At 38.5% G+C, this 23395-nt stretch carries 18 protein-coding genes and 1 tRNA gene; 11 read left to right on the forward strand and 8 right to left on the reverse strand.

Translation table 11 applies throughout. The features are described 5' to 3' along the window. Nucleotides 1–91 precede the first annotated feature (91 nt). The 4 genes from MWU84_RS03645 to MWU84_RS03660 all read left to right on the forward strand — a co-directional run bounded on the left by MWU84_RS03645 (nt 92) and on the right by MWU84_RS03660 (nt 4716). Nucleotides 92–1366 (forward strand): amidohydrolase, encoded by a 1275-nt coding sequence (locus MWU84_RS03645; protein WP_246898369.1) that lies wholly within the window; start codon nt 92–94, stop codon nt 1364–1366. 177 nt (nt 1367–1543) lie between these two features. Continuing rightward, nucleotides 1544–3130 carry an FMN-binding glutamate synthase family protein gene (locus MWU84_RS03650; protein WP_246898371.1) on the forward strand — a complete coding sequence of 529 codons (1587 nt, stop codon included), beginning with the start codon at nt 1544–1546 and terminating at the stop codon, nt 3128–3130. A 98-nt stretch (nt 3131–3228) separates the two neighbouring features. Then, nucleotides 3229–4035 carry an OmpA family protein gene (locus MWU84_RS03655; RefSeq protein WP_246898373.1) on the forward strand — a complete coding sequence of 269 codons (807 nt, stop codon included), beginning with the start codon at nt 3229–3231 and terminating at the stop codon, nt 4033–4035. A gap of 162 nt (nt 4036–4197) precedes the next feature. Beyond that, nucleotides 4198–4716, forward strand: coding sequence for a hypothetical protein (locus tag MWU84_RS03660; RefSeq protein WP_246898375.1), 519 nt, complete (start codon nt 4198–4200; stop codon nt 4714–4716). Between the two features lie 8 nt (nt 4717–4724). Here the strand turns inward: MWU84_RS03660 and MWU84_RS03665 are convergent, their stop codons facing one another. The 3 genes from MWU84_RS03665 to MWU84_RS03675 are packed head-to-tail and all read right to left on the reverse strand — an operon-like array spanning nt 4725 to nt 8607. Further along, nucleotides 4725–5615 (reverse strand): patatin-like phospholipase family protein, encoded by an 891-nt coding sequence (locus MWU84_RS03665; RefSeq protein WP_246898377.1) that lies wholly within the window; start codon nt 5613–5615, stop codon nt 4725–4727. Then, a complete protein-coding gene (locus MWU84_RS03670; protein WP_246898379.1) occupies nt 5612–6523 on the reverse strand; it encodes a patatin-like phospholipase family protein in 912 nt (303 codons plus the stop codon). The genes MWU84_RS03665 and MWU84_RS03670 overlap by 4 nt, the downstream gene beginning before the upstream one ends. Beyond that, a complete protein-coding gene (locus tag MWU84_RS03675; protein ID WP_246898382.1) occupies nt 6520–8607 on the reverse strand; it encodes a M1 family metallopeptidase in 2088 nt (695 codons plus the stop codon). The genes MWU84_RS03670 and MWU84_RS03675 overlap by 4 nt, the downstream gene beginning before the upstream one ends. Before the next feature lie 270 nt (nt 8608–8877). Between MWU84_RS03675 and recG the strand changes: the two genes are divergently transcribed. Beyond that, a complete protein-coding gene (gene recG / locus MWU84_RS03680) occupies nt 8878–10977 on the forward strand; it encodes an ATP-dependent DNA helicase RecG (protein ID WP_246898384.1) in 2100 nt (699 codons plus the stop codon). Nucleotides 10978–10996: 19 nt separating this feature from the next. Here the strand turns inward: recG and MWU84_RS03685 are convergent, their stop codons facing one another. Together MWU84_RS03685 and MWU84_RS03690 are read right to left on the reverse strand one after the other, a co-directional pair. Next, the gene (locus MWU84_RS03685; RefSeq protein ID WP_246898386.1) at nt 10997–11593 is read right to left on the reverse strand and encodes a hypothetical protein; all 597 of its coding nucleotides are present in this window, start codon (nt 11591–11593) and stop codon (nt 10997–10999) included. A 344-nt stretch (nt 11594–11937) separates the two neighbouring features. After that, a tRNA-His gene (locus tag MWU84_RS03690) sits at nt 11938–12013 on the reverse strand. Between the two features lie 241 nt (nt 12014–12254). On the opposite strand from MWU84_RS03690, the gene MWU84_RS03695 reads away from it, so the two are divergent. Continuing rightward, nucleotides 12255–14339 carry a tetratricopeptide repeat protein gene (locus MWU84_RS03695; RefSeq protein ID WP_246898388.1) on the forward strand — a complete coding sequence of 695 codons (2085 nt, stop codon included), beginning with the start codon at nt 12255–12257 and terminating at the stop codon, nt 14337–14339. Here the strand turns inward: MWU84_RS03695 and bshB1 are convergent. The 3 genes from bshB1 to ccsA all read right to left on the reverse strand — a co-directional run bounded on the left by bshB1 (nt 14336) and on the right by ccsA (nt 19696). Beyond that, nucleotides 14336–15058: a bacillithiol biosynthesis deacetylase BshB1 gene (bshB1, locus tag MWU84_RS03700; protein WP_246898391.1), complete on the reverse strand. Its 723-nt coding sequence runs from the start codon at nt 15056–15058 to the stop codon at nt 14336–14338. The genes MWU84_RS03695 and bshB1 overlap by 4 nt on opposite strands. 102 nt (nt 15059–15160) lie before the next feature. Then, nucleotides 15161–16333: a PLP-dependent aspartate aminotransferase family protein gene (locus tag MWU84_RS03705; RefSeq protein WP_246898393.1), complete on the reverse strand. Its 1173-nt coding sequence runs from the start codon at nt 16331–16333 to the stop codon at nt 15161–15163. Nucleotides 16334–16519: 186 nt separating this feature from the next. After that, the gene (ccsA, locus tag MWU84_RS03710; protein WP_246898395.1) at nt 16520–19696 is read right to left on the reverse strand and encodes a cytochrome c biogenesis protein CcsA; all 3177 of its coding nucleotides are present in this window, start codon (nt 19694–19696) and stop codon (nt 16520–16522) included. A gap of 214 nt (nt 19697–19910) precedes the next feature. Here ccsA and MWU84_RS03715 point away from each other — a divergent pair, with 214 nt between their 5' ends. From MWU84_RS03715 to MWU84_RS03735, 5 genes are all read left to right on the forward strand, one after another. After that, nucleotides 19911–20675, forward strand: coding sequence for a Rossmann-like and DUF2520 domain-containing protein (locus tag MWU84_RS03715; protein WP_246898398.1), 765 nt, complete (start codon nt 19911–19913; stop codon nt 20673–20675). Beyond that, entirely contained in the window at nt 20659–21186 is a 528-nt protein-coding gene (locus MWU84_RS03720) for an HAD-IIIA family hydrolase (RefSeq protein ID WP_246898400.1), read from the forward strand. Before MWU84_RS03715 ends, MWU84_RS03720 begins: the two co-directional genes overlap by 17 nt. 4 nt (nt 21187–21190) lie before the next feature. Next, on the forward strand, nt 21191–21778 hold the full coding sequence (locus tag MWU84_RS03725; RefSeq protein WP_246898403.1) for a Maf-like protein: 588 nt from the start codon (nt 21191–21193) through the stop codon (nt 21776–21778). A 62-nt stretch (nt 21779–21840) separates the two neighbouring features. Then, on the forward strand, nt 21841–22764 hold the full coding sequence (locus tag MWU84_RS03730; RefSeq protein WP_246898405.1) for a septum formation inhibitor Maf: 924 nt from the start codon (nt 21841–21843) through the stop codon (nt 22762–22764). Between the two features lie 5 nt (nt 22765–22769). Continuing rightward, nucleotides 22770–23318 carry a mechanosensitive ion channel domain-containing protein gene (locus MWU84_RS03735; RefSeq protein WP_246898407.1) on the forward strand — a complete coding sequence of 183 codons (549 nt, stop codon included), beginning with the start codon at nt 22770–22772 and terminating at the stop codon, nt 23316–23318. Nucleotides 23319–23395 lie beyond the last annotated feature (77 nt).

Here is a 23395-nt window from a genome sequence, read left to right on the forward strand (position 1 = left end):
GAATGTCATCTGTAAAAATATTGAAAACTATGTCCAGTGGTTAAGACAATAAGATCTTAGGCATCTTAAATTTAAAATTCCATGTAATTGTATGAAGTCTTATTTAATAATCCCAATGCTATTATGGTGTTTTTATTCCTCGGCCCAGAAATATAATTTTGAAAAGGATTATAAAGGTATTGAACAAAAGGTTATAGATTGGAGGAGAGATTTTCACCAAAATCCAGAACTATCCAACAGGGAGTTCAATACCGCGAAAAAAATAGCATCCCATTTAAAATCCTTGGGGATAGAGGTACAAACCAGAATTGCCAAAACCGGGGTTGTAGGAATCCTTAAAGGCAATAGGAATGGTAAAGTAATTGCTCTGAGGGCCGATATTGATGCCCTACCAGTTACCGAGAGAAACGACCTAACTTTTAAATCTACGGTTTCATCGGAATTTCTAGGTCAAGAGGTTGGTGTTATGCATGCCTGCGGTCACGATACCCACACTGCTATCCTTATGGGTGTTGCCGAAATACTTTCCAATAATAGGGACAAAATTAAAGGAACCATTAAGTTCATTTTTCAACCTGCCGAAGAAGGCCCTCCACCCGGTGAGGAAGGCGGGGCTTTGTTAATGGTCAAGGAAGGGGTACTCAAAAACCCGGATGTAGATGCTATTTTTGGGCTACATATCAAGTCCTCTACCCCGGTTGGTGTAATTAAGTATAAATCCGAGGGTCTCATGGCCGCTGTACAACGATTCGTTATTCAAGTAAAAGGAAAACAGACCCATGGATCCGAGCCTTGGAAGGGTGTGGACCCCATTCTTATAAGTGCTAAAATCATAGATGGATTGCAGACCATTATTAGCAGGGAAGTTAACCTCACCAATGAGGCAGCGGTGATAAGTGTGGGCAAGATTACAAGTGGTGTCCGTTTTAATATTATCCCTGAAAGTGCGGAAATGATAGGAACCATAAGGACCTTGGACTATGATATGCAAAAACAGATTACAGAGAGAATGAAAGAAATGGTACCCGATATCGCCAAGACCTATGGCGGAACGGCCAGCATAGATATTAAAAGCAATACGGACATTACCTTTAACGATCCCGAGCTTGTAACTCAAATGTTACCTACCCTTAATAGGGTGGCGGGCAAAGATAACGTTCAGATACAAAAGGCTGTTACGGGAGGTGAGGATTTCTCCTATTTTCAAAATGAAGTACCTGGATTTTTCTTTTTTTTAGGGGGAATGACTCCTGGAAACACGAAATCCTTTCCGCACCATACCCCCGATTTCAGTATAGACGAAAATGGAATGATACTTGGGGTAAAGGCTCTCACTGAAATGAGCTTGGACTTCTTGAACAAGTAAATTACCTCGGGGCAAGCGTCGGAGCAATATAACCTCGATTATCGAGTAAAACCTTTGGTAAACAAGTGAAGATATTTATTTATTACAGAGGCAGATTATGTCTGGGGCAAAGGCTGATTTGTCAATAAAGTTACCCTAAGATCCTTTAAGTCATCTCTCAAAACTATAATTTATATTATGAATTCAATTTTAAATACCTTAGCAAACCTACCATGGTGGGCCTGGATAATAGTGTTTTTGATACTGGTTGCTATTAGGGACATCTTTGTGCAAAAAGGGCATACTATTTCGCATAACTTCCCCATAGTAGGACATTTAAGGTATTGGCTGGAGAGTATTGGTCCTGAAATGAGGCAATATTTTGTTGCCAACAACCGGGAGGAACTTCCTTTCAACCGAATAGAAAGAGGATGGATCTACGCTTCGGCAAAGAAGGAAAATAATTATGAAGGCTTTGGTACGGACAGGGACATTTATGCCCATCAACATATTTTTGTTAAGAACCAAATGATGGCCTATAAACTTCCAGGGAAACACCCAAACATTACAGATCCCTGCTTTTTGCCCTGTGCCAAAACAATTGGGTCTTACAATAAGCGCAAAAAACCATATAGGCCTGCCTCTATTATTAATGTCTCTGCCATGAGTTTTGGGTCCTTATCAGCAGCTGCTGTCAATGCAATGAACAATGGAGTGCAAAAGGCCGGGGCATATCAGAGTACGGGAGAAGGCGGACTTTCCCCTTATCACAAACAGGGAGGAGATGTTATATTTCACTTTGGAACAGGATATTTTGGGGTGCGAAGCGAAGATGGAAATTTTTCCATGGATAAAATGAAACAATTGGTTCGTGACAATCCCTGTATCAAAGCCATTGAAATAAAATTATCCCAAGGAGCAAAACCTGGCAAGGGAGGTGTTTTACCGGCCGCAAAGATAACCCAAGAGATCAGTGAAATCAGAGGTGTTGTTATGGGAAAGGATGTATTGTCACCGGCCTCACATTCCGCTTTTAATTCCATTCCGGAACTAATGCAGTTAATTGAGGATATAGCCGAACAAACCGGTCTTCCTGTTGGCATAAAGGGTGCCATTGGCAAATTGGATCAATGGGAAGAGCTTGCCAAACTAATGATCAAAACAGGCAAGGGTCCAGATTTTATTACCGTTGATGGTGGCGAGGGTGGAACGGGAGCTGCCCCTCCAAGTTTCGCCGATCACGTTTCCCTGCCCTGGGTATACGGATTTTCCAGTATTTACAAATTATTTAAAAAGTACGACCTTAACGAAAGAATAGTGTTCATCGGAAGTGGTAAATTAGGTTTTCCGGCAAAAGCAGCTATGGCCTTTGCCATGGGGGTGGATTGTATCAATGTAGCAAGGGAAGCCATGATGAGTATAGGTTGTATACAAGCCCAAGTATGCCATACCAACAGGTGTCCAACTGGAATAGCTACCCAAAATAAATGGTTGCAGGGGGGAATAAATGTTCCCCTTAAATCTGATCGATTGGCCCAATATTTCAAAACCTTTAGAAAGGAATTCTTGGAGATAACACATGCCGCCGGCTATGAACACCCCTGTGAGTTTACTATGGACGATATTCAGGTCAATGTGGATGACAACGATTTAAACAGGTCCTTATCCTCTACTTATGGTTATAATAAAGCTTCGGTACCTTTTTCTGGTCTTCAAGACCTGTATAATTGCCCTTATTTGGGAGGAAAAGATTATATGGAAGAAATAAGACAGCTTCTTAATTAAATTTAATCTTAATTTTGCACCCAAAATCAAATTGCATATCCTTGCAGTAAATCAACTAATTTATAAATACCGAATATTCTAATAAACAAATTTTATCCATGAGAAGAAGAATTTCTACCATTCTAATTTTATTAATGTTCATTACCATTTCCCATGCACAGAGCAAAAAAGATCTAATACAGGAAGTAGATGGTCTAAGGACCCAATTAAGGGAGTCTGAAACTGCCTTATCCGAATCCAAACGTCAGGAAAGAATTGCGTCCGCCAAAGTAGAATCTTACGAGGCCCAAGTCAATGAACTTAAGGAAACCAATGGCAATCTATTAAAGAACTTGAATAGTTTTACAGAGGCCTCCAATAAGAGATCCGATCATATAAACAGTACCCTTGAGAGTCTAGTTCAGAAAGAAGCGCAACTGAGAATTATCAATGATGAATTGAGTAGGCGCGACTCTATAACCCTAGCCGTTTTTACCCAATTTAAGCAAACTTTAGGCAGTGACCCAAAGATAACGGTAAGCAATGGCGCGGTAGCAGTGGTCATGGACAACAGTTATATGTTTGGGGAAAACTCCAAAAATTTCAAGGTACAGGACAAGGCGGAAGCAATCATTGCCAATATAGGCAGCGTTCTAAAAGCCAACCCTTCATTGGACATTCAAATTGTAAGTAACAGTAATTTAGTGGAATCCAAGGATAATAAGTTGAACAACTGGGAGATTGGCACCCAACAAGCCTCTGCCGTGGCCAGGATCTTGGAAAGTAAGTATGGAATAGAGCCCAAGCGAATCATTGCCACCGGTAAGTCGGAATTAGGGCTTTACAGCATCGAAACCGCCACAGAGATTATAGTACAACCAAAATTTTACGAATTCTATAAACTGGTAAAAGAAAGTATGAAATAAATTTTTGTAATTCATGATCACAATTTAAAAAGTACTTTCGAGCGCTTTTTTTTTGACTAAGTTCGAAATAAATGAATTGGCGAGTAAAAAATTAAAACCCGCAATAATTTTTAAAGGAATAAGTCGTTAAATAATCAACAAACCAAAAAACACCAATACAAAATGACTGGAGAGGAAATTTTTCAACTATTTGCCTATTTATTGCCTGCTGTGGTAACCGGAGCCGTCGCCTTTTACTTTTTTAGACTGCATACCAGAAATGAAGAAGGAAGAAGACGGTACTTACTACATAAAGACAGTCAAAAAGACACCTTGCCCATTAGGTTACAGGCATATGAAAGAATGGTCCTGTTTTTGGAACGAATTGCCATTCCTAGTTTGGTGGTACGTGTTGGCCCGAAGAACGGCAACAAAAATGATTATGAAAATTTGCTCATCAAAAGTATCGAAAATGAATTTGAGCATAACCTATCCCAACAAATCTATATGACGGACGAATGTTGGAACATCATTAAAGCAGCCAAAAGCGCAACTATCCAAATGATCAGGAAGGCAGGTATGAGCGAATCGGATTCGGCAGACAAACTTCGTGAGGACATACTAAATGAAACCATGGAAAAAAACTCGCCTTCGGCAACAGCTTTGGCCTATGTTAAAAAGGAAATTGGGGAACTTTGGTAAAATATACCTTAGGTAACACTAGAAAATTTTTCCTCAGCATACTTATAACCTTGTTGCCACCATTGCGACATAAGTTTTTTATTGAAAACCAAAGAGTTTTCAGTTAACTTAGTAGGGGTGTAATACAGATTTAATTGCACCCCATTATGTTTTGCTGCCAATACCCCTTCAGAAATATCGTGATATTCTATCTGGTCCAATACAAATCCGTAAATACTTAACATAAGAGAGAAAGGGTTCTTTCCCAAGACTTTGTTGTGTTCCATATTTTCGGATTCCAAAATTATAGCATCAATTTCTGTTGCCCCTCTTCTAATTGCTTCCCTTATGGGAACAACACATCCCAACCCACCATCGCCATACTCAAATCCGTCTCTTTTGACCAGGGACATGAACGGGATATAATTACAGGAAATCCATATCCAATCACAGAATTCATCATAAGAGAAATCTTTAATAGACTTATACTCGATCCTATTTTTGGAAAGGTTGGAAACGGTTACAACCACATCCCTATGACTTGTTTTTATGGTATTGAACTCCGTCGTGGAGAAATTTTTTCTTATGGTCCTTCTCAAGGCCTTACTCTCCCCAAAAGTACGCTTGCTCTTTACAAATTGCAGAATGGTATTTAAAAAGTTTATGGAAACATATTCCCTGTTATCCTTTTTTCGGACTACGAAAGGATTTAGGCTAAAAATGGAACGTTGATTAACATTCGTATAAATATCATGCAGTTTACCAATTTGGCCTAAAGCCAATTGGGGAATTAAAAGGCTCCCTGTGGAGGTCCCCACTAAAATATCATATTCCCGTTTTTCAACTTCCATTAGGTATTGGGCCACTCCACCTGCAAAGGCTCCTTTACTGCCTCCCCCACTTATTACCAGTGCTTTCATTGAATTCCTGTCTCTATTAGGTTGGTTTCAGAATTTTTATGTTTGGCAAAATTAAATCCACTTTCCCACCATACGGTCATTTTTTCCTTTTCAAATATAAGGGAGTTGGTGGTGAGTACCGTGGGAGTGTAATAGAAATTGATAATGGCATTATTATGGTTGGCCACAAACTTACCTATCCTAATATTTTGTTGTTCAATCCTATCCAGCATAAAAGCAAACATGCTTGTCAGTAGGGAAAAGACATTCTTGGAGGGCATTCTATTTAATTGGGTAACTTCAGTTTGCAGTATTATAGCGTCTACAACCTTGGCCCCTCTTCTAATAGCTTCTTCAATAGGAACCATACTGCCCAACCCACCATCCGCATATTCACATCCATTCTTCTTTACCAAGGTCATAAATGGGGTGTAGTTGCAGGAAATCCAAATCCATTCACAAAACTCCTCATACGTACAATTTTTGATAGATTTATATTCTACCTGGTTCAACGACAAATTGGAGACCGTTACCACAATATCCAAAGGTCCATTTTTCAAATGCTCAAATTCCACTATTGAAATGGTATTTTTGATCAATTGTAATAAATTATGACTTTCCCCAAAAGTCTTACTTCCCCTGAAAAAATTTTTCATCACATTTAAATGATGGACTCCAATGGTCTCTATGCCATATTTCTTTTTTATAACAAAAGGACAATTACTAAAAATATCATTTTGATTTACCGAAGTATAAACCTGTTTAATTTTTGCAATTTTCTGCAGGGCCAGATGGGAAATCAAGAGACTGCCTGTGGAAGTACCCAAAAACAAGTCGTAATTGTGGTTCAATTCCTGCATTAAATATTGGGCAACTCCACCAGCAAATGCCCCCTTGCTACCACCACCAGAAATTACCATTGCTCTCATTCAGAAATCAGTTTGTTGCTAATATAACGCAATTCCTCCTCATTTAATTTTACCCTCAACCCACCTATTCTATCCCTATATTCCTTTTTTTCCAAAAGTTGGTCCAATAATGTGCGGGTATATTTTCTAAACTGCCAAGAATGATGTTGGGTTGCATCTACTAGATCCAACAAATTCTTATCTGAAAAACCAATCAATTGCTCCAAGAATTGAAATGCCAATTGACGAACTTCATAGGAATACACTGGGGAGGTATACCCACTGAGTTCTACATAATAATCGTTGGTGTTGTTGGGTTCAAAATCCTTGGTGAGCAAGGCCAAACTGAGCCACAATAATCGAATGTTCTTATTTGAAAAGCCAATTATGCCTTTAGTTTTGTTTAAGTATTTCACCCTTTCATTTGGGTAATTTATCCAAAGTTTGTACAACATTTCCTCTATGGTAATATAACTATCGTCACCCAAGAGTGATTCATATTCAGATTTTAGATCCAAAGGCAACTGCCCTGCGGAGACCGCTAGCGCCTGCCGTAGAACGACATTCTTGGTCTCAAATATTTCCTTTAAAAAATCTTGGGATAGGGATTTATAATAGGTTTTGATTATTTTGGCTTTTAACATCTCGGATTTTGTGGTGTTCCAAAACCTTTTGATTATAGATTCATTAGCCATACTACTTATCATCATTTCTCTTTGAATCTTGAAAAAAGTGTTTAGATCCTCAGATTCACGGATAAGGATTTTTTTTGCCACATCAAAAGGAAATTCTTGATCAACCAACCATTTATTCCGGAAAATGCCAAGGTCATAGCCAGTCACCAACTCCATTTCCCCAATAAAGTCGTCTATTGTTGCATTTTTAAATCCGTACTTTTTCAGGTACTGTTGAATCCCCTTCCTAAAACTCTCCTCCCCTATTTGATATTTTAAAACGTGCAAGGCCCAAGCACCTTTTTCATAAAATGTTAGGCTACTTGCCTTTGGATCAATAAGCGCCTCCCCCTTATTTTTATTGGATAATTCCTGTAATTGAATAGCGGATTCGTATAGTTTCCAATAATAATACTCTTTACCAAAAAGCTCTTTCTCGGCCAATAGGGCATAATAGGTTGCGAAACCTTCATGAAGCCAATGGCTACTGCCATCCACTTCAGTAACAAAATCACCGAACCACTGATGTGCCATTTCATGGGCGTTTACGTTTACATAGTTTCTGTCCGTAAATGCAATGGAATCCATTACATAAGAATCAGAAAAAACTGTAGTCCCGGTATTTTCCATGCCGGCATATAGAAAATCCCTCACCGGAATCTGTTTGTAATTTTGCCAAGGATAGGCAACACCAATTTCCTTTTCAAAGAAGTCAAAAATTTCCTTGGTATATCTATACGTAGGCTCTACCAACAGACTATCGCTTGGATAGTGATAAAGATCAATAGGAATACCTGTATGGGATACAATTTCTTTTCTATGGTAATCACCAATGACAAAAGCCAACAAATAGCTACTCATGGGATTCTCCATATTAAAGCTCCATTTTCTTAATCCGTCGAGTTCCTTGGTTCCTACTAAGGCTCCATTGGCAATTACTTCGTAGTTTTTGTTAAAACTGATATCCAGATCATACTCGACCTTTTCAGTCATATCATCAAAACTGGGAAGCCAGTGACTGGTATATTTTCCTTGACCTTGTGTCCAGACCTGTTCGTTGCCGGCTACGTCGTCCGTCCATCCCAAAAAATAAACCGCCTGTTTGGGATTGGCAGTATAAGTAATATCCAAAGTATAGGTTTTATTGGCCTTGAGGCGTTTATAAACTACTATTGTTTCGCCGTTATTAGTAGTCTCGACCTTTTTATTATTGAGTTTGACCTCTATGGTATTTATATTTTGGGCATCAAGAAAAACAGTATCCACTTTTTGTAGAACCTTCAATTTGTAGGCTACAGACCCTGTAATAGTTTTGGTCTTGGGAGCTATTTGTATAGCTACTTTTCCGTGAATAAAATCTACCTTGTCCTGATGCTGGGCAAATGCCACAAAGGAAGATTGGACCAAAAGAAAAAGGAATACATATTTCATGCGTTTAAAAGCAAATATTTTGAAGGGTACGGTGCAATTTGGACAACATCTTAATTAAAAAAACGAATAACAATATTTATGTCAAAAATTTAACCCATAAATTGCGGCCATTGATATTCTTTTTCAAATTTAGCATTTTAGTTTATTGCAGTTGTATTGCGGAACCCCTATTTTAGTCTATAGAAAAAAAATATAATATCAAATATAGTCGTCTTAAATGAATTGCATTGGCACATAATAAGACTTCTACTAATAATTAAGTGTATCCCAATGAATTCCAATGTACTACAAACGCCCATTGTTTACCTAAAAGGCGTTGGTCCCAACCGTGCAGAGACCTTACAATCGGAGCTTGGCATACAGACGTATCAGGATTTAATAAATCTTTTTCCCAATCGCTATATAGACAAAACCCAATATTATAAAATTAACCAACTACAGCGGACCAGTTCGGATGTTCAAATTATTGGCAAGATTGTCAATATTAAAACGGTTGAACAAAAAAGGGGTAAGCGCTTGGTTGCCAAATTTATTGATGATACAGGAGAAATGGAGTTGGTTTGGTTTAGGGGGCAAAAATGGATCCGCGAAAATCTGAAATTAAATATTCCTTGTGTTATTTTCGGAAAGGTAAATTGGTTCAATGGTACCTACTCCATGCCGCATCCAGAAATGGAATTGTTGGAAGACCATGAAAAAGGATTAAAAATAAGTATGCAACCTGTGTATCCTTCCACCGAAAAACTTAGCAATAAGGGTATTACCAATAGGGTTACCAATAAACTTATTCAGCAATTGTTTATGGAAACAAAGGGACAGTTCAGGGAAACCCTATCCCCTAGCCTCATAAATGAACTGGGGCTTATCTCTAAAAGTAAAGCGCTTTTCAATATACATTTTCCTAAAAATCAGGAACTGTTGGCCAAGGCACAATTTCGGTTGAAATTTGAGGAATTATTCTATATACAACTGCAGCTTATTTCCAAAAATCTACTGCACAAGCAAAAAATAAAAGGGTATAATTTTGATAAGGTAGGAACACTTTTCAAAACATTTTATGAGCATCACTTGCCTTTTGAACTCACCCATGCCCAGAAAAGGGTAATAAAGGAAATTAGGGCCGATTTAGGGAGCAATGCCCAAATGAATAGATTACTGCAAGGGGACGTAGGATCTGGAAAAACTATTGTAGCCCTAATGACCATGCTGCTCGCTATAGACAATGGCTACCAAGCCTGCTTAATGGCCCCAACGGAAATTTTGGCCAACCAACACTTTATGGGAATCAAGGAACTTCTTGGTGATATTGGGGTGAACATAGCCCTGCTTACTGGCTCCGTCAAAAAACCGGACCGTAGGGTAATCCATGAGCAATTGGAGAATGGGCAGCTTCATATTCTAATTGGCACCCATGCCTTACTGGAGGATAAGGTTGCCTATAAAAATCTGGGACTTGCCATTGTAGATGAACAACACAGATTTGGTGTGGCACAGCGTGCCAAGTTATGGCACAAGAATGATATCCCCCCCCATATATTGGTAATGACTGCTACCCCCATTCCTAGGACCTTGGCTATGAGTTTATATGGCGATCTGGATATTTCCACAATAGATGAACTGCCTCCAGGAAGAAAACCTATTAAAACCGTACACCGCTACGACTCCAACCGTTTAAAGGTGTTTCAATTTATTAGGGATGAGATTAAAAAAGGGCGCCAAATTTATGTGGTATATCCCTTAATTCAGGAATCCGAAGCGTTGGATTATAAGGATCTTATGGATGGTTACGAGAGTATAGCAAGGGATTTTCCTTTACCAGATTTTCAGATTTCGATTGTACATGGCAAAATGAAACCTGCCGACAAGGATTATGAAATGGATCGTTTTGTTAAGGGAGAAACACAAATTATGGTTGCTACTACTGTAATAGAGGTGGGCGTTAATGTGCCCAATGCCTCAGTCATGATCATTGAAAGTGCGGAACGATTTGGTTTATCGCAACTACATCAGCTGAGGGGTAGGGTTGGTCGCGGGGCCGATCAAAGTTTTTGTATCCTAATGACCGGACACAAACTGTCTTCAGACTCAAAAACCAGGTTGGAAACAATGGTTGGCACCAATGACGGATTTCAGATTGCGGAGGTGGATTTAAAGTTACGTGGTCCGGGAGATTTAATGGGGACCCAACAAAGTGGTGTTCTTAATCTAAAAATAGCGGATATAATCAAGGACAACGATATTCTAAAGACAGCCAGATACCATGCCCTTAAAATTCTAAAGGAAGATATTTCTTTGCAACAGCATCCAATTATACTCCATACCTACACACAATTGGTGAAGTACAAAAACATTTGGAATTATATTAGCTGAGATTTACCGATACGATTTGTTAGTCGGTTTTATTTCTATTTTTTGGGGGCTTGCACTCCTTACAAAAATAGGAAAATTGATTAAGTTCTTTTTTTACAACTTTATGTTCTTTTTCCAAGACCGCCTCTTTATTTCCAAAATCCGTTTCTGAATAGACCCTGGCACTGACCACATTACGTTCCTCTATCATTTTGTCAAAATAGGGTTGAAAAAACGTTGCATCGGAAAAGGTCTTTTTGTTTTCAAACAGTTCCTTTCTAATCTTTCTGGCATAAAGTTCCGAGAGATCAAAGTCAAATTCAACAAGAGCTATCAATCTTTCAGCACCTACACTATCCGGTGCCATTAGAACAGCCTTGTCTTTTTGAAACGTACAACCCACTTTAGAATTGAAGTTTTTTGTGAACATAAATTCAACATTGGACATTTGAAATGCAAAATCGAGCATCACCCCCGATTGAACAAACACATTTTCTATATCCTCATTAATGGCGGTTTTAGGACCTTGAAAATCTTCAATTTTAAAGGTGTAACCCGGTTCCCATTCAATCCTATTCTCCTGAGAATAGAGGCAATTGGTTAAAACGAAAAAAAGCAGCGATAATCTAAATGACATATATTTGATTTCCATTAGCTAAAAACAGTCCTATCGTAATGATTAATGATACCTATTTCAACCGTAAATATAGTAAATCCAGGTATTATTGATAGCCATCTCCAAAACACAGAATGAACCGGGAATTCGCCCTAATACCCCCGGGAACCGAAACATTTTGGGATTGATCCAAAGAAATCGCAGATTCACGAAAACCTATTAAAAACAATAGAAATCACTAGAGTAAAATGAAAAAATATTTATAACCTAAGTTTTATTCGATTCCAAATTATACTTAATCTGCAATTTTGCATAAAATATGGGGCACAAAAAAACCCTGTCATTTCTGACAGGGTTGAATTTCTGGGTGGAAGACCGGGTTCGAACCGGCGACCCTCGGTACCACAAACCGATGCTCTAACCAGCTGAGCTACAACCACCATTTGTAAGCGGTGGCAAAGATAAATCTTTAGTTCTATCACGCAAAATAAATTTTAGATTATTTTATAACATATCTTAAAATACCCCTATCAAACTTTATTTCCATTGATTTTATAACTTCCCTTTGTCGATGAAACACACGTTTTACGGGACGAAACACACAAAAAACCTCACTTTCACAACATAAATTAGCCTATTTTTTAAATGAAAGATATTTTTAACAACAGATAATTGAAGAAAAATGTCTTTTACAGCATTAAAATTAACGTCACGGGAATTCAAAGCAAAAATGACCGGCTTCCTAATTCTAATTTTCCTCTGCGGAATTATATCAGCACAGGAGTCCTCGGTCAATGACATAAGAACCAAGATAACCAGGTTAAGAAGTCAGAACAAGCAAATTAAAAAGGATACCTTATATATTGGATTATTGATAGATCTTGGTGCAAAACTACGGTTTTTAAATCCAGACAGTCTTTTATTGCTTTCCAGCGAAGCTCTAGACCTAAGCAGTACCCTGGCTTACAGAAATGGAGAAAGTGAAGCTCTGTTCAATTTGGGAACCTATTATTTCGATATAGGTCAACATTCAACGGCAATAGATAATTATGAAAAGGCACAAAATATTGCCAAAAGGAATGATAATTACGATTTGTTATTAAAAATTAGCAACGAATTGGCTAATGAAAATGTGTACATCGGAAACTATTCAACCGCTTTATTAGGTTATTTAGAAAATATTAAACTGGCACAGACCTTGGGCAACAGTTCCATGGAATCTATCCTGTATGAAAACATTGCTGATTTATATGCTACCCAAAAGGATTATGATCAAGCCCTCTATTTTTATAATAAGGTGGAAAAACTCAATAATATAATTGGAAATGACATAAACTCGGCCCAGACCATGAGCAATGTAGCTTCCATTTATGCCGAAACCGGAGATTTCCAGAACGCGCTATTCAAGATAAACCGTAGTCTCAAAATCTTTGAAAAAGCTGAGGAATGGGATTGGCTTGCCTTTGCCTATGAAGTAAAGGGAAAGATTTACTTAAAGCAAAAACAGTATACCAGAGCCTTGTATTGGTACGACAAAAGTTCTGAACTCCATGAAAATCTTCAGGACGATCGTGGGATAATAGATTTGTACAATGGTATGGCCGAAGCCAATTTTGAACTGGAAAAGGACAGTCTTTCTCATAATTATGCCATGATGGCCTATGAAATATCCTCCACCATAAAATCAATGGAAGGTATTAAAAAATGTTCCAACATGCTTTATAAGATTTATAAGAACAATGAGAATTATGCCTCTGCTTTAAAATATCATGAAATTTACAGACAAATCTCGGATACCTTATCGAGGGATGAGAACAAAAAAAGTCTGACCATGTTAAAAACAGAGATCAGCCATAAGAATCAGCAGGAAGCCTTGGTTTTGAAAAATGAAAAAGCCCTGGCCAAGCAACGCCTCTATGTTTACATAGCCATAATATTTATAATTATTTTGGGAGCAATAGCCTTTTTAGTCACAAGAGGACAAAAAATATTAAAGAAACTGAACAGGGAATTAGAAAAGCAAAAACAGGATCTAGAATTGAGGGAATCCGAACTGTGGGAGACCAATAACACTAAAAACAAACTCTTTTCTATAATTGCCCATGATCTGCGTGGCCCCATTGGCGCTCTTGAAGGCCTATTAAAATTACTGAACAGCGGTGATATTAAAGAATCGGAATTTAAGCAGTTTATCCCTAAATTAAAGAACGACGTAAATAGTATTTCATTCACATTGAACAACCTTCTTACCTGGGGACAGTCACAAATGAGGGAAGCTACTACCAACCCGAGTAATATTGATCTGTATACCCTTGTGGAAAACAATATTAGTTTACTAAGTGAAATGGCTTACACCAAAATGATTACAATGGACAACCTAATAGTCAATAAGGCTATGATTTGGTCAGATGAAAATCAAACAGATATCGTAATCAGAAATCTTTTGAGCAATGCGCTAAAATTTACTCCTAATAATGGACATATAACTATTGGCCACGTAGACCGGGATGAGTTTATAGAAGTATTTGTCAAAGATAACGGTATTGGGATTGCCGAGTCTATTCAGGAAAAAATATTATCGCAAAACACCACCATCACCACCTATGGCACCAACAATGAAAAAGGAACAGGTCTAGGCTTATCCCTATGCATTGAAATGGTCATAAAAAATGGTGGCAGGCTCTGGATGAAAAGTGAACTAAATGAAGGTTCAACATTTTATTTTACGGTTCCCAAAGGAAGGAAGCAGTTCCAAAAATCTGCTTAAATAAGACTGTCCAAGTCCTTAACGGCCACGAATCGCTCCGTGGTAAAGCCTTCTGCATAGGATATTCCTACCATTCGTCCCAGGTCCCTTGACCTATAAACCACACTATCTATAAAGTTTTTACTACTAATAGGCGTTTCCGGCTCTTTACTTTTAGGGTCGTAAAATTGGGAACTATAGGCCATAATGGCCTTAACTTTAGTATCAATAAAATCGGACACATCCACAACAAAGTCAGGTTCTAGATTTTTCCATTGTATGTAATGATGAACCAATTTGGGCCTCCAAGCTTCCTGCCACTTTTCCTCCCCATCAATTTTGGTATCAATTTTTATTAGGCCGCTTAAAAAACATGCATCACTAACTAGCTTGCTGCCTTTGGCGTGATCAATATGCCTATCCTCAATGGCATTGCACAATACCGTCTCGGGCCTATACTTCCTGATCATTTTTATTATTTCCAACTGATGCTTCCTATCGTTGGTGAAAAATCCATCGGCAAATTCGAGGTTTTCACGGACTGCCACACCCAAAATTTTAGCAGCATCCGCCGCCTCTCTATCCCGTATTTCAGCAGAACCGCGTGTACCCAATTCTCCACGGGTCAAATCCACTATTCCTACTTTCTTGCCATTGGCCACTTCCTTAGCTATGGTAGCCCCTGCTCCCAATTCTGCGTCATCCGGGTGCGCACCGAATACTAATATGTCTAATTTCATTTAATCTTTGTCTGCTTTGTTCTTGAAAGCTTTCACATTAGCTTCCTAAAACTTCAATTTTATTAATAGTATGCTCTCCCCACTGTTGTTGCCAACTTGAATCTAGATGGCCAAATCCTTTATTTTCCTAACTTTTTCCATGGCTTGTTCAATATCCTCAATTAAATCCTCTGTTTCTTCAATACCGACAGAGAATCGTATCAACCCATCTGCAATTCCCTGCCGCTTTCGCTCTTCTGCACTTAAAAGGGAATGTGAAGTTAAGGTTGGGGAAAGCACCGTACTTTCCACCCCCGCCAAACTCATGGCAGGTTTTATCAATTTTAAGGATTTTTGAAATTTTGAAGCGTTAAAATCAGCTTTTAACTCAAAAGAAAGCATCCCTCCAAAACCTTTCATTTGCCTTTTGGCTACATCGTGATCTGGATGGGAAGGTAGGCCAGGATAATATACGGCAGCTATATCTTTGTGGTCATAAAGGTATTTGGCCATGCGCTGTGCATTTTCATTTTGAGCCCTAACCCTTATCCCCATTGTTTTTATACTTCTTTCCAATAACCAAACAGTGTAATCACTAAGACTACCTCCAAGATTTTTAGCCAATTGGAATATGCGCATCATATTCTCTTTGGTGGAAGCTACCGCACCTGCACAAATGTCGGAGTGTCCACCCATATATTTTGTGGCGCTATGAATCACCACATCTATCCCAAAATCAACGGGGTTTTGATTCACAGGGCTCGCAAACGTATTGTCGATCATGGAGACAAGATCATGTTTTTTGGAAATATCGGCAACCATCTTTAAATCCGTAATGTTCAATAGTGGGTTCGATGGCGTTTCAATATAAATAACTTTGGTGTTTTCTTGAACTTTTGCCTCAAAATCCTCTGCCCGAAAACCATCGGTAAAGGAGTAGGAAATCCCAAATTTTTCAAATTCCTCGACCACCAAATTATAGGTACCGCCATATATAATCTTCTGCAAGACTATATGGTCTCCGGCCTTTAAAAAGGCCAGTAAAGAAGTACTGATGGCAGCCATGCCACTTCCAAAAATCAATGCCTCTTCGGCATGCTCCAAAGCGGCTATCTTTTTGGCCAATGCCACTTGATTGGGAGTGTTAAAATATCTAGGGTAACGTTTTACATCAATATCTTCAAAGGCATAAGCAGTCCCCATGTACAAGGGGGAAATGGCACCTTTATATTCCTTATCCTCCAATTGCCCGAAATGGGTACAAATGGTATTGAAGCCTTGTTTTTGTTGTTTCATTCTATCATTTTTTATTGATATTGAATTATGGTGTATAAAGTTACAAAAATAGCTTAAACACTACTTGTCGCACTTCTACCATTTCAAACCAAAAGACTCCATTTACATCACTTCTAAAGGTGTACTAACCAATATCAATTTTTAATATTGAATTATGGGATATTGACAAGAACCATAAATAACCTATTACTTGGCATAGAATTTTTTATTGCGCCAATAACTTACACCCCCCAAAACCAGTACACCAAAGACGGTGTAATAAATAAAGGTGGGGGTAATAACTTGGGCACCACTGGCATAACTGTGCAGGCCTACCAAATAAAAATTGACACCAAAATAGGTCATCATAATACTTCCGAAGGCAACCACACTGAGAAAATTAAACATCCACTTACCACGTAAACCGGGAATCAATCTGGTATGGACTACGAAAGCATAGATCATAATAGAGATCAGGGCCCAAGTTTCTTTAGGATCCCATCCCCAATAACGTCCCCAACTTTCATTGGCCCATTGGCCTCCCAAGAAATTACCAATCGTCAACATTACCAAGCCAACCGTTAAGGACAGCTCATTGATAATGGTGAGTTCCTTTATATTAATATCCATTTTTTCCTTGTTCTTGCTGTTGGTCATAATAATCAACAACAGACTCACCACACCCAAGATCATTCCCACAGTCAAGGGACCATAACTACCCACTATGACCGCCACATGGATCATTAACCAGTAACTATCCAGAACAGGTACTAGATTTGCTATAGAGGGGTCTACCCAGCTCTGATGGGCAATCCACAGCAACATAGCGGTAACAAAGGTAGATGCCGCCACTGTCATATCGCTCTTCTTACTGAACAATAGCCCCATACCCAGAGTTGCCCAGGAAACATAAAGAATACTTTCATAGGCATCGCTCCATGGCGCATGTCCGGAAATATACCACCGCATTGCCAATCCAAGGGTGTGCAGCACAAAAAATACATAAATTAACACCTTGATGCCGGCAATACTAACCCTAAGTGCCTTTCTATCCTTGATAATTTGAACTACAAGGAGAACAAACATCAATAAACCTACAAGGGCATAATACTTATAAAGCTTATTATATAAATCTACCTTGTTGTAAAATACTTCTGCTTTAATTTTGTTATCCGACGGCAATACCTCGCTACCGTGATTTTCTTGATTCTTTTTAAAGGCGGCCAACAATTTATCGGCCTCGGAATAGTCGCCATTTCTAACAGCTTTTTCAAGGCTCATCAAGTAAAAGGGAACGGCATTTTTTATAAAATTGGCATAAAGGGAATCCGATACCTGGAATTGTCCCGCCCTATATTCAACTGCCGAGATCCATTTGTTGTTTTCATCATTGAGCAATGGGAATATCTTAACAATTTTTCCTCCCAATGCCTGATCCAAAAGTACCAATCGTTCGTCCAAAGCTTTAAAATCTTTCTGAAATTGATTGGGGGTATTGGTGGCGTAGGCCTCCCTAAGATAAGGCGTTAATTTGTACTCCCCTTTTTCGTTGAAAAAATCAGTTGCCTTAATGTACTTTCTGGCGTGTTCTACACCCAAAATTTTACGAATACTGTCATTGTCCCCTTTCTTGTCCAAGGCAATAAATTCGGCATTATACCAGGCCGCAGGATTTAACATCATGGAAAGGAAGACTTGATCGGAGTTAAAGTCGGAATACTTGTCCTTGAGACTTAATTTTCTTAACAGTTCCGAAGAAAATGTGTTTATGGGTTTCATACGCCCTCCGGCATCCTGAACGACCAATTCAGAAAATTTGGCCGCATGTTCTTTGGAAGGAGTTATTATATGTAAAAGGGAATCTATCTGCTCCGCTGTAGGAGTATTATCGTGTGCATGCCCATCTATCTCCGTATTTTCTTGCGCCAACATACTTAAACTGCTCCCCAGAATAAATATCACGGCCAACTTCGCTCTTTTATTCTTTAGTTTCTCCAAGGAAGCACCCAAACTTTTAAACCTTGTCTTACCAAAAAACATAATACCCATAAGTCCGGCATACAATAGGAAATAACCAATATAGGTTATCCAGGTGCCCCAAAAATCGTGGTTTACGGATAATACGGTACCCTTTTCATCTGGGTGAAAACTGGCTTGAAAAAAGCGATACCCTTGGTGATCCAAAATATGGTTCATGTAAATATCATAATCAAAAGGACGTTCGTCCTCAATAGTAACCTTACTCATAAAGGAAGCATAACTGTTCTCGGTTCCAGGATGTTTTTCGGCTATGAAATCGTTCAATTTAATTCCGAAAGGCAAGGTATACACCTTGGAGCCATAGGACAGGTTAAAATCTAAGCCTCCCACATTAATTTCCCCAGAAAAATTGGCCATCCCTTTTGCACCCAATAATTTTTTCTGTACCGTTTCACCATTACTACTGATGTCCACTATTAAGGCGTCCTGATCGTTTTCCGTCTTTTCATTTTCCGGTATGGCGATTACTCCATATGATCCCCTAATAACCGGCTCTGGAATTACAAATTGCATCCCCGCAGTAGTGTATAAGGATCTAAGCTGTAATGTTTGTAGGCTATCCTTTACCAGTTCTCCCTGCAATTGATCGGCCATTCTCATAAACTGTCCTTCGAAGGGCGACTTTATCTCATAATTACCTTCAGTTTCAAGAATATTGATAGCTCCATCGGTCATGTTGTTCAAGGCAAACAATACGTTGTGAATACTGGTAACCTCTCCGCTTTCCAAATAATGTTCGTGACGCTGTCCATCCCCGGCTTCCACAATTTTTAAATATTCTTTCCCATTGGCATCTTCGACCAAGCCTTCCTTTGCCCCATCAATAAAGCCAGCATAGGATATGGTAAACGGCTGTCCGTTAAAATCTGAATTCCAAGGCAAATTGGATTTAATAGCTTCAGCGGTAACCAAGATATCGTCCTCTAAAATTTTACGTTTGGGCTCATTGTTTATTTCCCCATCCACATAAACCGTTAGATAGGTCTTGTCCGAATAGAAAACATTTTCCGTATTTCCTTCCCTTATGGGCATCATTCCTTCAAAGCTAATGTATCGGGTAACAAATGCCCCAAGAATAATTAATATCCAAGAAAGGTGTAATATCAATATTGCCCATTTTTCCTTTTTTAAAAGGTTGTAACGAGCAATATTACCAACGAAATTGATAACAAAAAATACCATGATAGCCTCGAACCAAGTGGTATTATATATCCAAATTCTGGCCGTCTCCGTGCTATACCAACTTTCGATAAAAGTACCAAAGGCCATGGCAGTAGCAAATACGATGAATAAAACGGCAGTTAATCGTGTAGAAAAGAAGATCTTTTTAATGAGTTCAATCATTTTGGCAAGAAAGGTTTGATTTTAGCATGCAAAAATACATTTTTATAAGTGTTTAATTATTAAATCTTTTGTTAATTGAATAAACCCCATTATTAAAATTGAGAAGACATCAAACAACTAATTTCCTTTTTTTTAAACATCTAACTTGGGATCAGATAATTAAAAACTTATCGTACAGCATCCCATAATTTTGATTTAATAATTACTTTTGATTATGATTTCTATTGTTTTGTTGGGAACTGGCAATGTCGCCAAGCATTTATTCAATGCCTTTGGGCGAATCCGTGAAGTAAACATTTTACAAGTACTTGGTCGAGATGAAGATCACCTCTCCTATTTTAAGGAGAAGGTTGCCACTGCTAGTGATTTTACCAAAATTATGGATTCAGATATATATATAATTGCAGTGAGTGATGATGCCATTTCCAAGGTAGCGCCATTCCTGCAGCAGAAAAAAGGTTTAGTGGCACATACTTCAGGAAGTGTTCCCTTAAAATCTCTTGGGAGGCAGAAAAGTAGGGGGGTTTTTTATCCACTACAAAGTTTTAGCGAGGGTAGGACGATCGATTTTAAAAAAGTGCCGATCTGTATCGAGGCTGAAGATAAAAACGATTTGGCACTCTTAAAGAAATTGGCGCAATTCCTATCCTTAGAGGTTCACGAGATTTCATCCGACCAAAGAAAATCGTTGCATTTGGCAGCGGTATTCGTGAATAATTTTACCAATTATTTATTTACGATAGGTCACAATATTTGCAAGGATAATAATTTACCATTCAGCATTTTAACCCCTTTGATAAAGGAAACTGTAAATAAATTGGACTATTTACCACCTGACGATGCCCAAACCGGACCGGCTAAAAGAAATGATGCCAAGACCATGGAAAGGCATATAAATCAGCTAAATAATAAAAATTATCAGGATATTTACAGCTTGTTAAGCAAATTGATAGGAGAAAAATATGGACAAAAGTTATAAGGAACTACTACAGGATATAACCACTTTTGTATTCGATGTGGATGGGGTATTTACGGATGGTAAGATTATTATAACTTCGGATGGAGAAATGTTAAGGACCATGAACGTTCAGGATGGTTATGGCGTAAAAGTGGCTATTCAACAAGGATATAACATATGTATTATTTCCGGTGGCACCAATGAAGGCGTAAGACTCCGATTGAGGGGTTTGGGAGTTACTGACATACATATGGGGGCCCACCACAAAATAGACCCTTTTGACGAATACTTGGATATTTACAATATCAACCCACAGCATGTACTTTATATGGGTGATGACATCCCCGATATTCCCCCAATGAGATTGGCGGGTATTCCCTGCTGTCCACAGAATGCGGTCCCGGAGGTAAAAGCCTTGGCCAAATACATCTCCCATAAACACGGAGGTGATGGCTGTGTGCGGGATGTGATAGAGCAGGTGCTGAAAGTGAGAGGACATTGGGCCGATAATTTCAGCGCCAAGAACGATTAAAAGTATGGCCAACAACAAATTAAAAGAACATCAAATTATACTTGCCTCGGCATCCCCTAGAAGACAACAGTACTTGAAGGAAATGGGGTTGGATTTTAAAGTTCACCCTATACATTTGGATGAAATATATCCCGATCATTTAAAAGGGGCAGAAATCTCGGATTATTTGGCAGAATTGAAAGCTAAAGGGTTCAATAATAAGTTGGGGGCCATGGATATACTCATAACTTCGGATACGGTGGTATGGCACAATAATAAATCTCTGGCAAAACCTGCCGATCTGCAGGAAGCATTTGCTATGCTAAAAACACTATCCAACGATTGGCATCAAGTAATAACCTCTGTTTGCTTTACAACCAAGGGTCAACAAAAAACTGTGAATCATTGTACCAAGGTGAAATTCAAGGAATTGACCGATTGGGAAATTAAATACTATATTCAGAACTATAATCCGTTTGACAAAGCTGGGGGCTATGGTATTCAAGATTGGATAGGACTTATTGGCATAGAAGAAATTCAGGGCTCCTATACAAACGTAGTAGGTTTACCGACCCAATTGGTATACAAAACGTTAATGGCCATGGTGGGTTAGGTTATTTTAAATAATTTTATGGAAATTTAATTTCTATGCAAAGTCCTACTAAATTCAATTTTTTGCCATTGTTATTAGTAATGGTTCTCTTCATTGCCTGCAAGGAAACTTCACAGAATTCTGGGAAAACTTCCTTAGCAGAAAATGAAATTAAAAATTCCGGTACAGAACCTGTAAAAACTGAGTTATCGGATGAATTCAAAAATTACTGGTATGCCGGGAAAGCAGAAATTACTTCCTACAAATTGGAACAGGCCCGCTACGGTGAACTTAGGGAAGGCAGCGCTGTACTGATCTTCGTCACCGAGCCGTTTTTGGCAGACAAACAGGTAAAGGCAGATCAATCAAACCCCAATAATATATCCGTCTTAAAACTGAATAGCACCAAAAATTTCTTAACGGGAATCTACCCCTACTCCATAATGAACAGTAGTTTTTATCCGGTAACGGACAACCAACACGCTATAAAACTCACGGCGTCTGTACAAGAATGGTGCGGTCAGGTCTATTCCCAATTGAACAATAAGGAAAAGTTTGAAATTAAATCCTTCTCCTATTTTGAGAAAGAAGGGGACCAAAACATAGAATTGGACAAAACCCTTTTGGAAAACGAAATCTGGAACAAAATAAGGATCAACCCAAACAACCTTCCAACAGGAAGCATGAAGATTGTACCGTCCTTGGAATATATAAGACTGTCCCATAATGAATTAAAGGCATATGATGCCAATGTGGAATTAATATCAGAAGATAACTGGAATACCTACAAAATTACCTACCCGGAATTGGATCGAACCCTGGCCATTACCTTTTCCAAATCTTTTCCATATGGTATTGAGAATTGGTCAGAGAGTTACAAAAGCGGCTTTGGGGCCAAGGCCCAAATATTGACATCCAAGGCCTCCAAGTTAAAAACATTAAAAAGGGCTTATTGGCAGGAAAACAAAAATAGTGATGTATTTTTGCGCGACAGTTTAGGACTATAATTTTTATGGGAACATTTTTTTTTGAATACAAGAATCAACTTTTAGGGACTGGCATTTGTTTGTTGGTGTTATTGATTTTAAAATATCTAGGTACCAAAGCAATAAAGAAAGTAGGTAAAATAAGTGACATAAACGAAGTTCGCACTCGTTTGATCATAAAATACTCTACCATTGGCCTTACCACTTTTGGAATAGTAGCCCTAATATTGATTTGGGGGGTAGACATTAAGGAAATAGGATTGGTATTTTCCTCTGTTTTTGCCGTAATTGGAGTTGCCCTTTTTGCCCAATGGTCAATTTTGAGCAATATTACTGCCGGGGTTATATTGTTTTTTTCTTTTCCTTTTAAAATTGGGGATAAAATAAAGATTATGGACAAGGAAATCGAGTTACCCGATGAAGTATATCTCATAGAGGATATTAGGGCCTTTCATATCCATCTAAGAAGGAGAAATGGCGAGCTATTTACCTATCCAAATAATATGATGCTGATGAAGGCAGTTGCCTTGGCACAAACCTACGAGGATTCCCTAGAAAACAGCGATGCCCTATAAGTTGTTAAAGTAGTTGTAAAAATTACGGTTGCGGATTTTATATTTTTATATTTGGGCACCAACTAAAACAATTTTAT

The organism is Arenibacter sp. F20364 (assembly GCF_023015905.1).
GTDB lineage: Bacteria > Bacteroidota > Bacteroidia > Flavobacteriales > Flavobacteriaceae > Arenibacter.

Bases quoted from the DNA above. Each gene is read 5' to 3' on its own strand.
- MWU84_RS03665 (WP_246898377.1), bottom strand. From the start codon at position 5,615: ATGAAAGCACTGGTAATAAGTGGGGGAGGCAGTAAAGGAGCCTTTGCA.
- MWU84_RS03705 (WP_246898393.1), bottom strand. From the start codon at position 16,333: ATGAAACAACAAAAACAAGGCTTCAATACCATTTGTACCCATTTCGGG.
- MWU84_RS03735 (WP_246898407.1), top strand. From the start codon at position 22,770: ATGGGAACATTTTTTTTTGAATACAAGAATCAACTTTTAGGGACTGGC.
- MWU84_RS03650 (WP_246898371.1), top strand. From the start codon at position 1,544: ATGAATTCAATTTTAAATACCTTAGCAAACCTACCATGGTGGGCCTGG.
- MWU84_RS03685 (WP_246898386.1), bottom strand. From the start codon at position 11,593: ATGTCATTTAGATTATCGCTGCTTTTTTTCGTTTTAACCAATTGCCTC.
- MWU84_RS03715 (WP_246898398.1), top strand. From the start codon at position 19,911: ATGATTTCTATTGTTTTGTTGGGAACTGGCAATGTCGCCAAGCATTTA.
- MWU84_RS03645 (WP_246898369.1), top strand. From the start codon at position 92: ATGAAGTCTTATTTAATAATCCCAATGCTATTATGGTGTTTTTATTCC.
- MWU84_RS03670 (WP_246898379.1), bottom strand. From the start codon at position 6,523: ATGAGAGCAATGGTAATTTCTGGTGGTGGTAGCAAGGGGGCATTTGCT.
- bshB1 (WP_246898391.1), bottom strand. From the start codon at position 15,058: ATGAAATTAGACATATTAGTATTCGGTGCGCACCCGGATGACGCAGAA.
- MWU84_RS03675 (WP_246898382.1), bottom strand. From the start codon at position 8,607: ATGAAATATGTATTCCTTTTTCTTTTGGTCCAATCTTCCTTTGTGGCA.
- MWU84_RS03725 (WP_246898403.1), top strand. From the start codon at position 21,191: ATGGCCAACAACAAATTAAAAGAACATCAAATTATACTTGCCTCGGCA.
- recG (WP_246898384.1), top strand. From the start codon at position 8,878: ATGAATTCCAATGTACTACAAACGCCCATTGTTTACCTAAAAGGCGTT.
- MWU84_RS03660 (WP_246898375.1), top strand. From the start codon at position 4,198: ATGACTGGAGAGGAAATTTTTCAACTATTTGCCTATTTATTGCCTGCT.
- MWU84_RS03720 (WP_246898400.1), top strand. From the start codon at position 20,659: ATGGACAAAAGTTATAAGGAACTACTACAGGATATAACCACTTTTGTA.
- MWU84_RS03695 (WP_246898388.1), top strand. From the start codon at position 12,255: ATGTCTTTTACAGCATTAAAATTAACGTCACGGGAATTCAAAGCAAAA.
- MWU84_RS03655 (WP_246898373.1), top strand. From the start codon at position 3,229: ATGAGAAGAAGAATTTCTACCATTCTAATTTTATTAATGTTCATTACC.
- ccsA (WP_246898395.1), bottom strand. From the start codon at position 19,696: ATGATTGAACTCATTAAAAAGATCTTCTTTTCTACACGATTAACTGCC.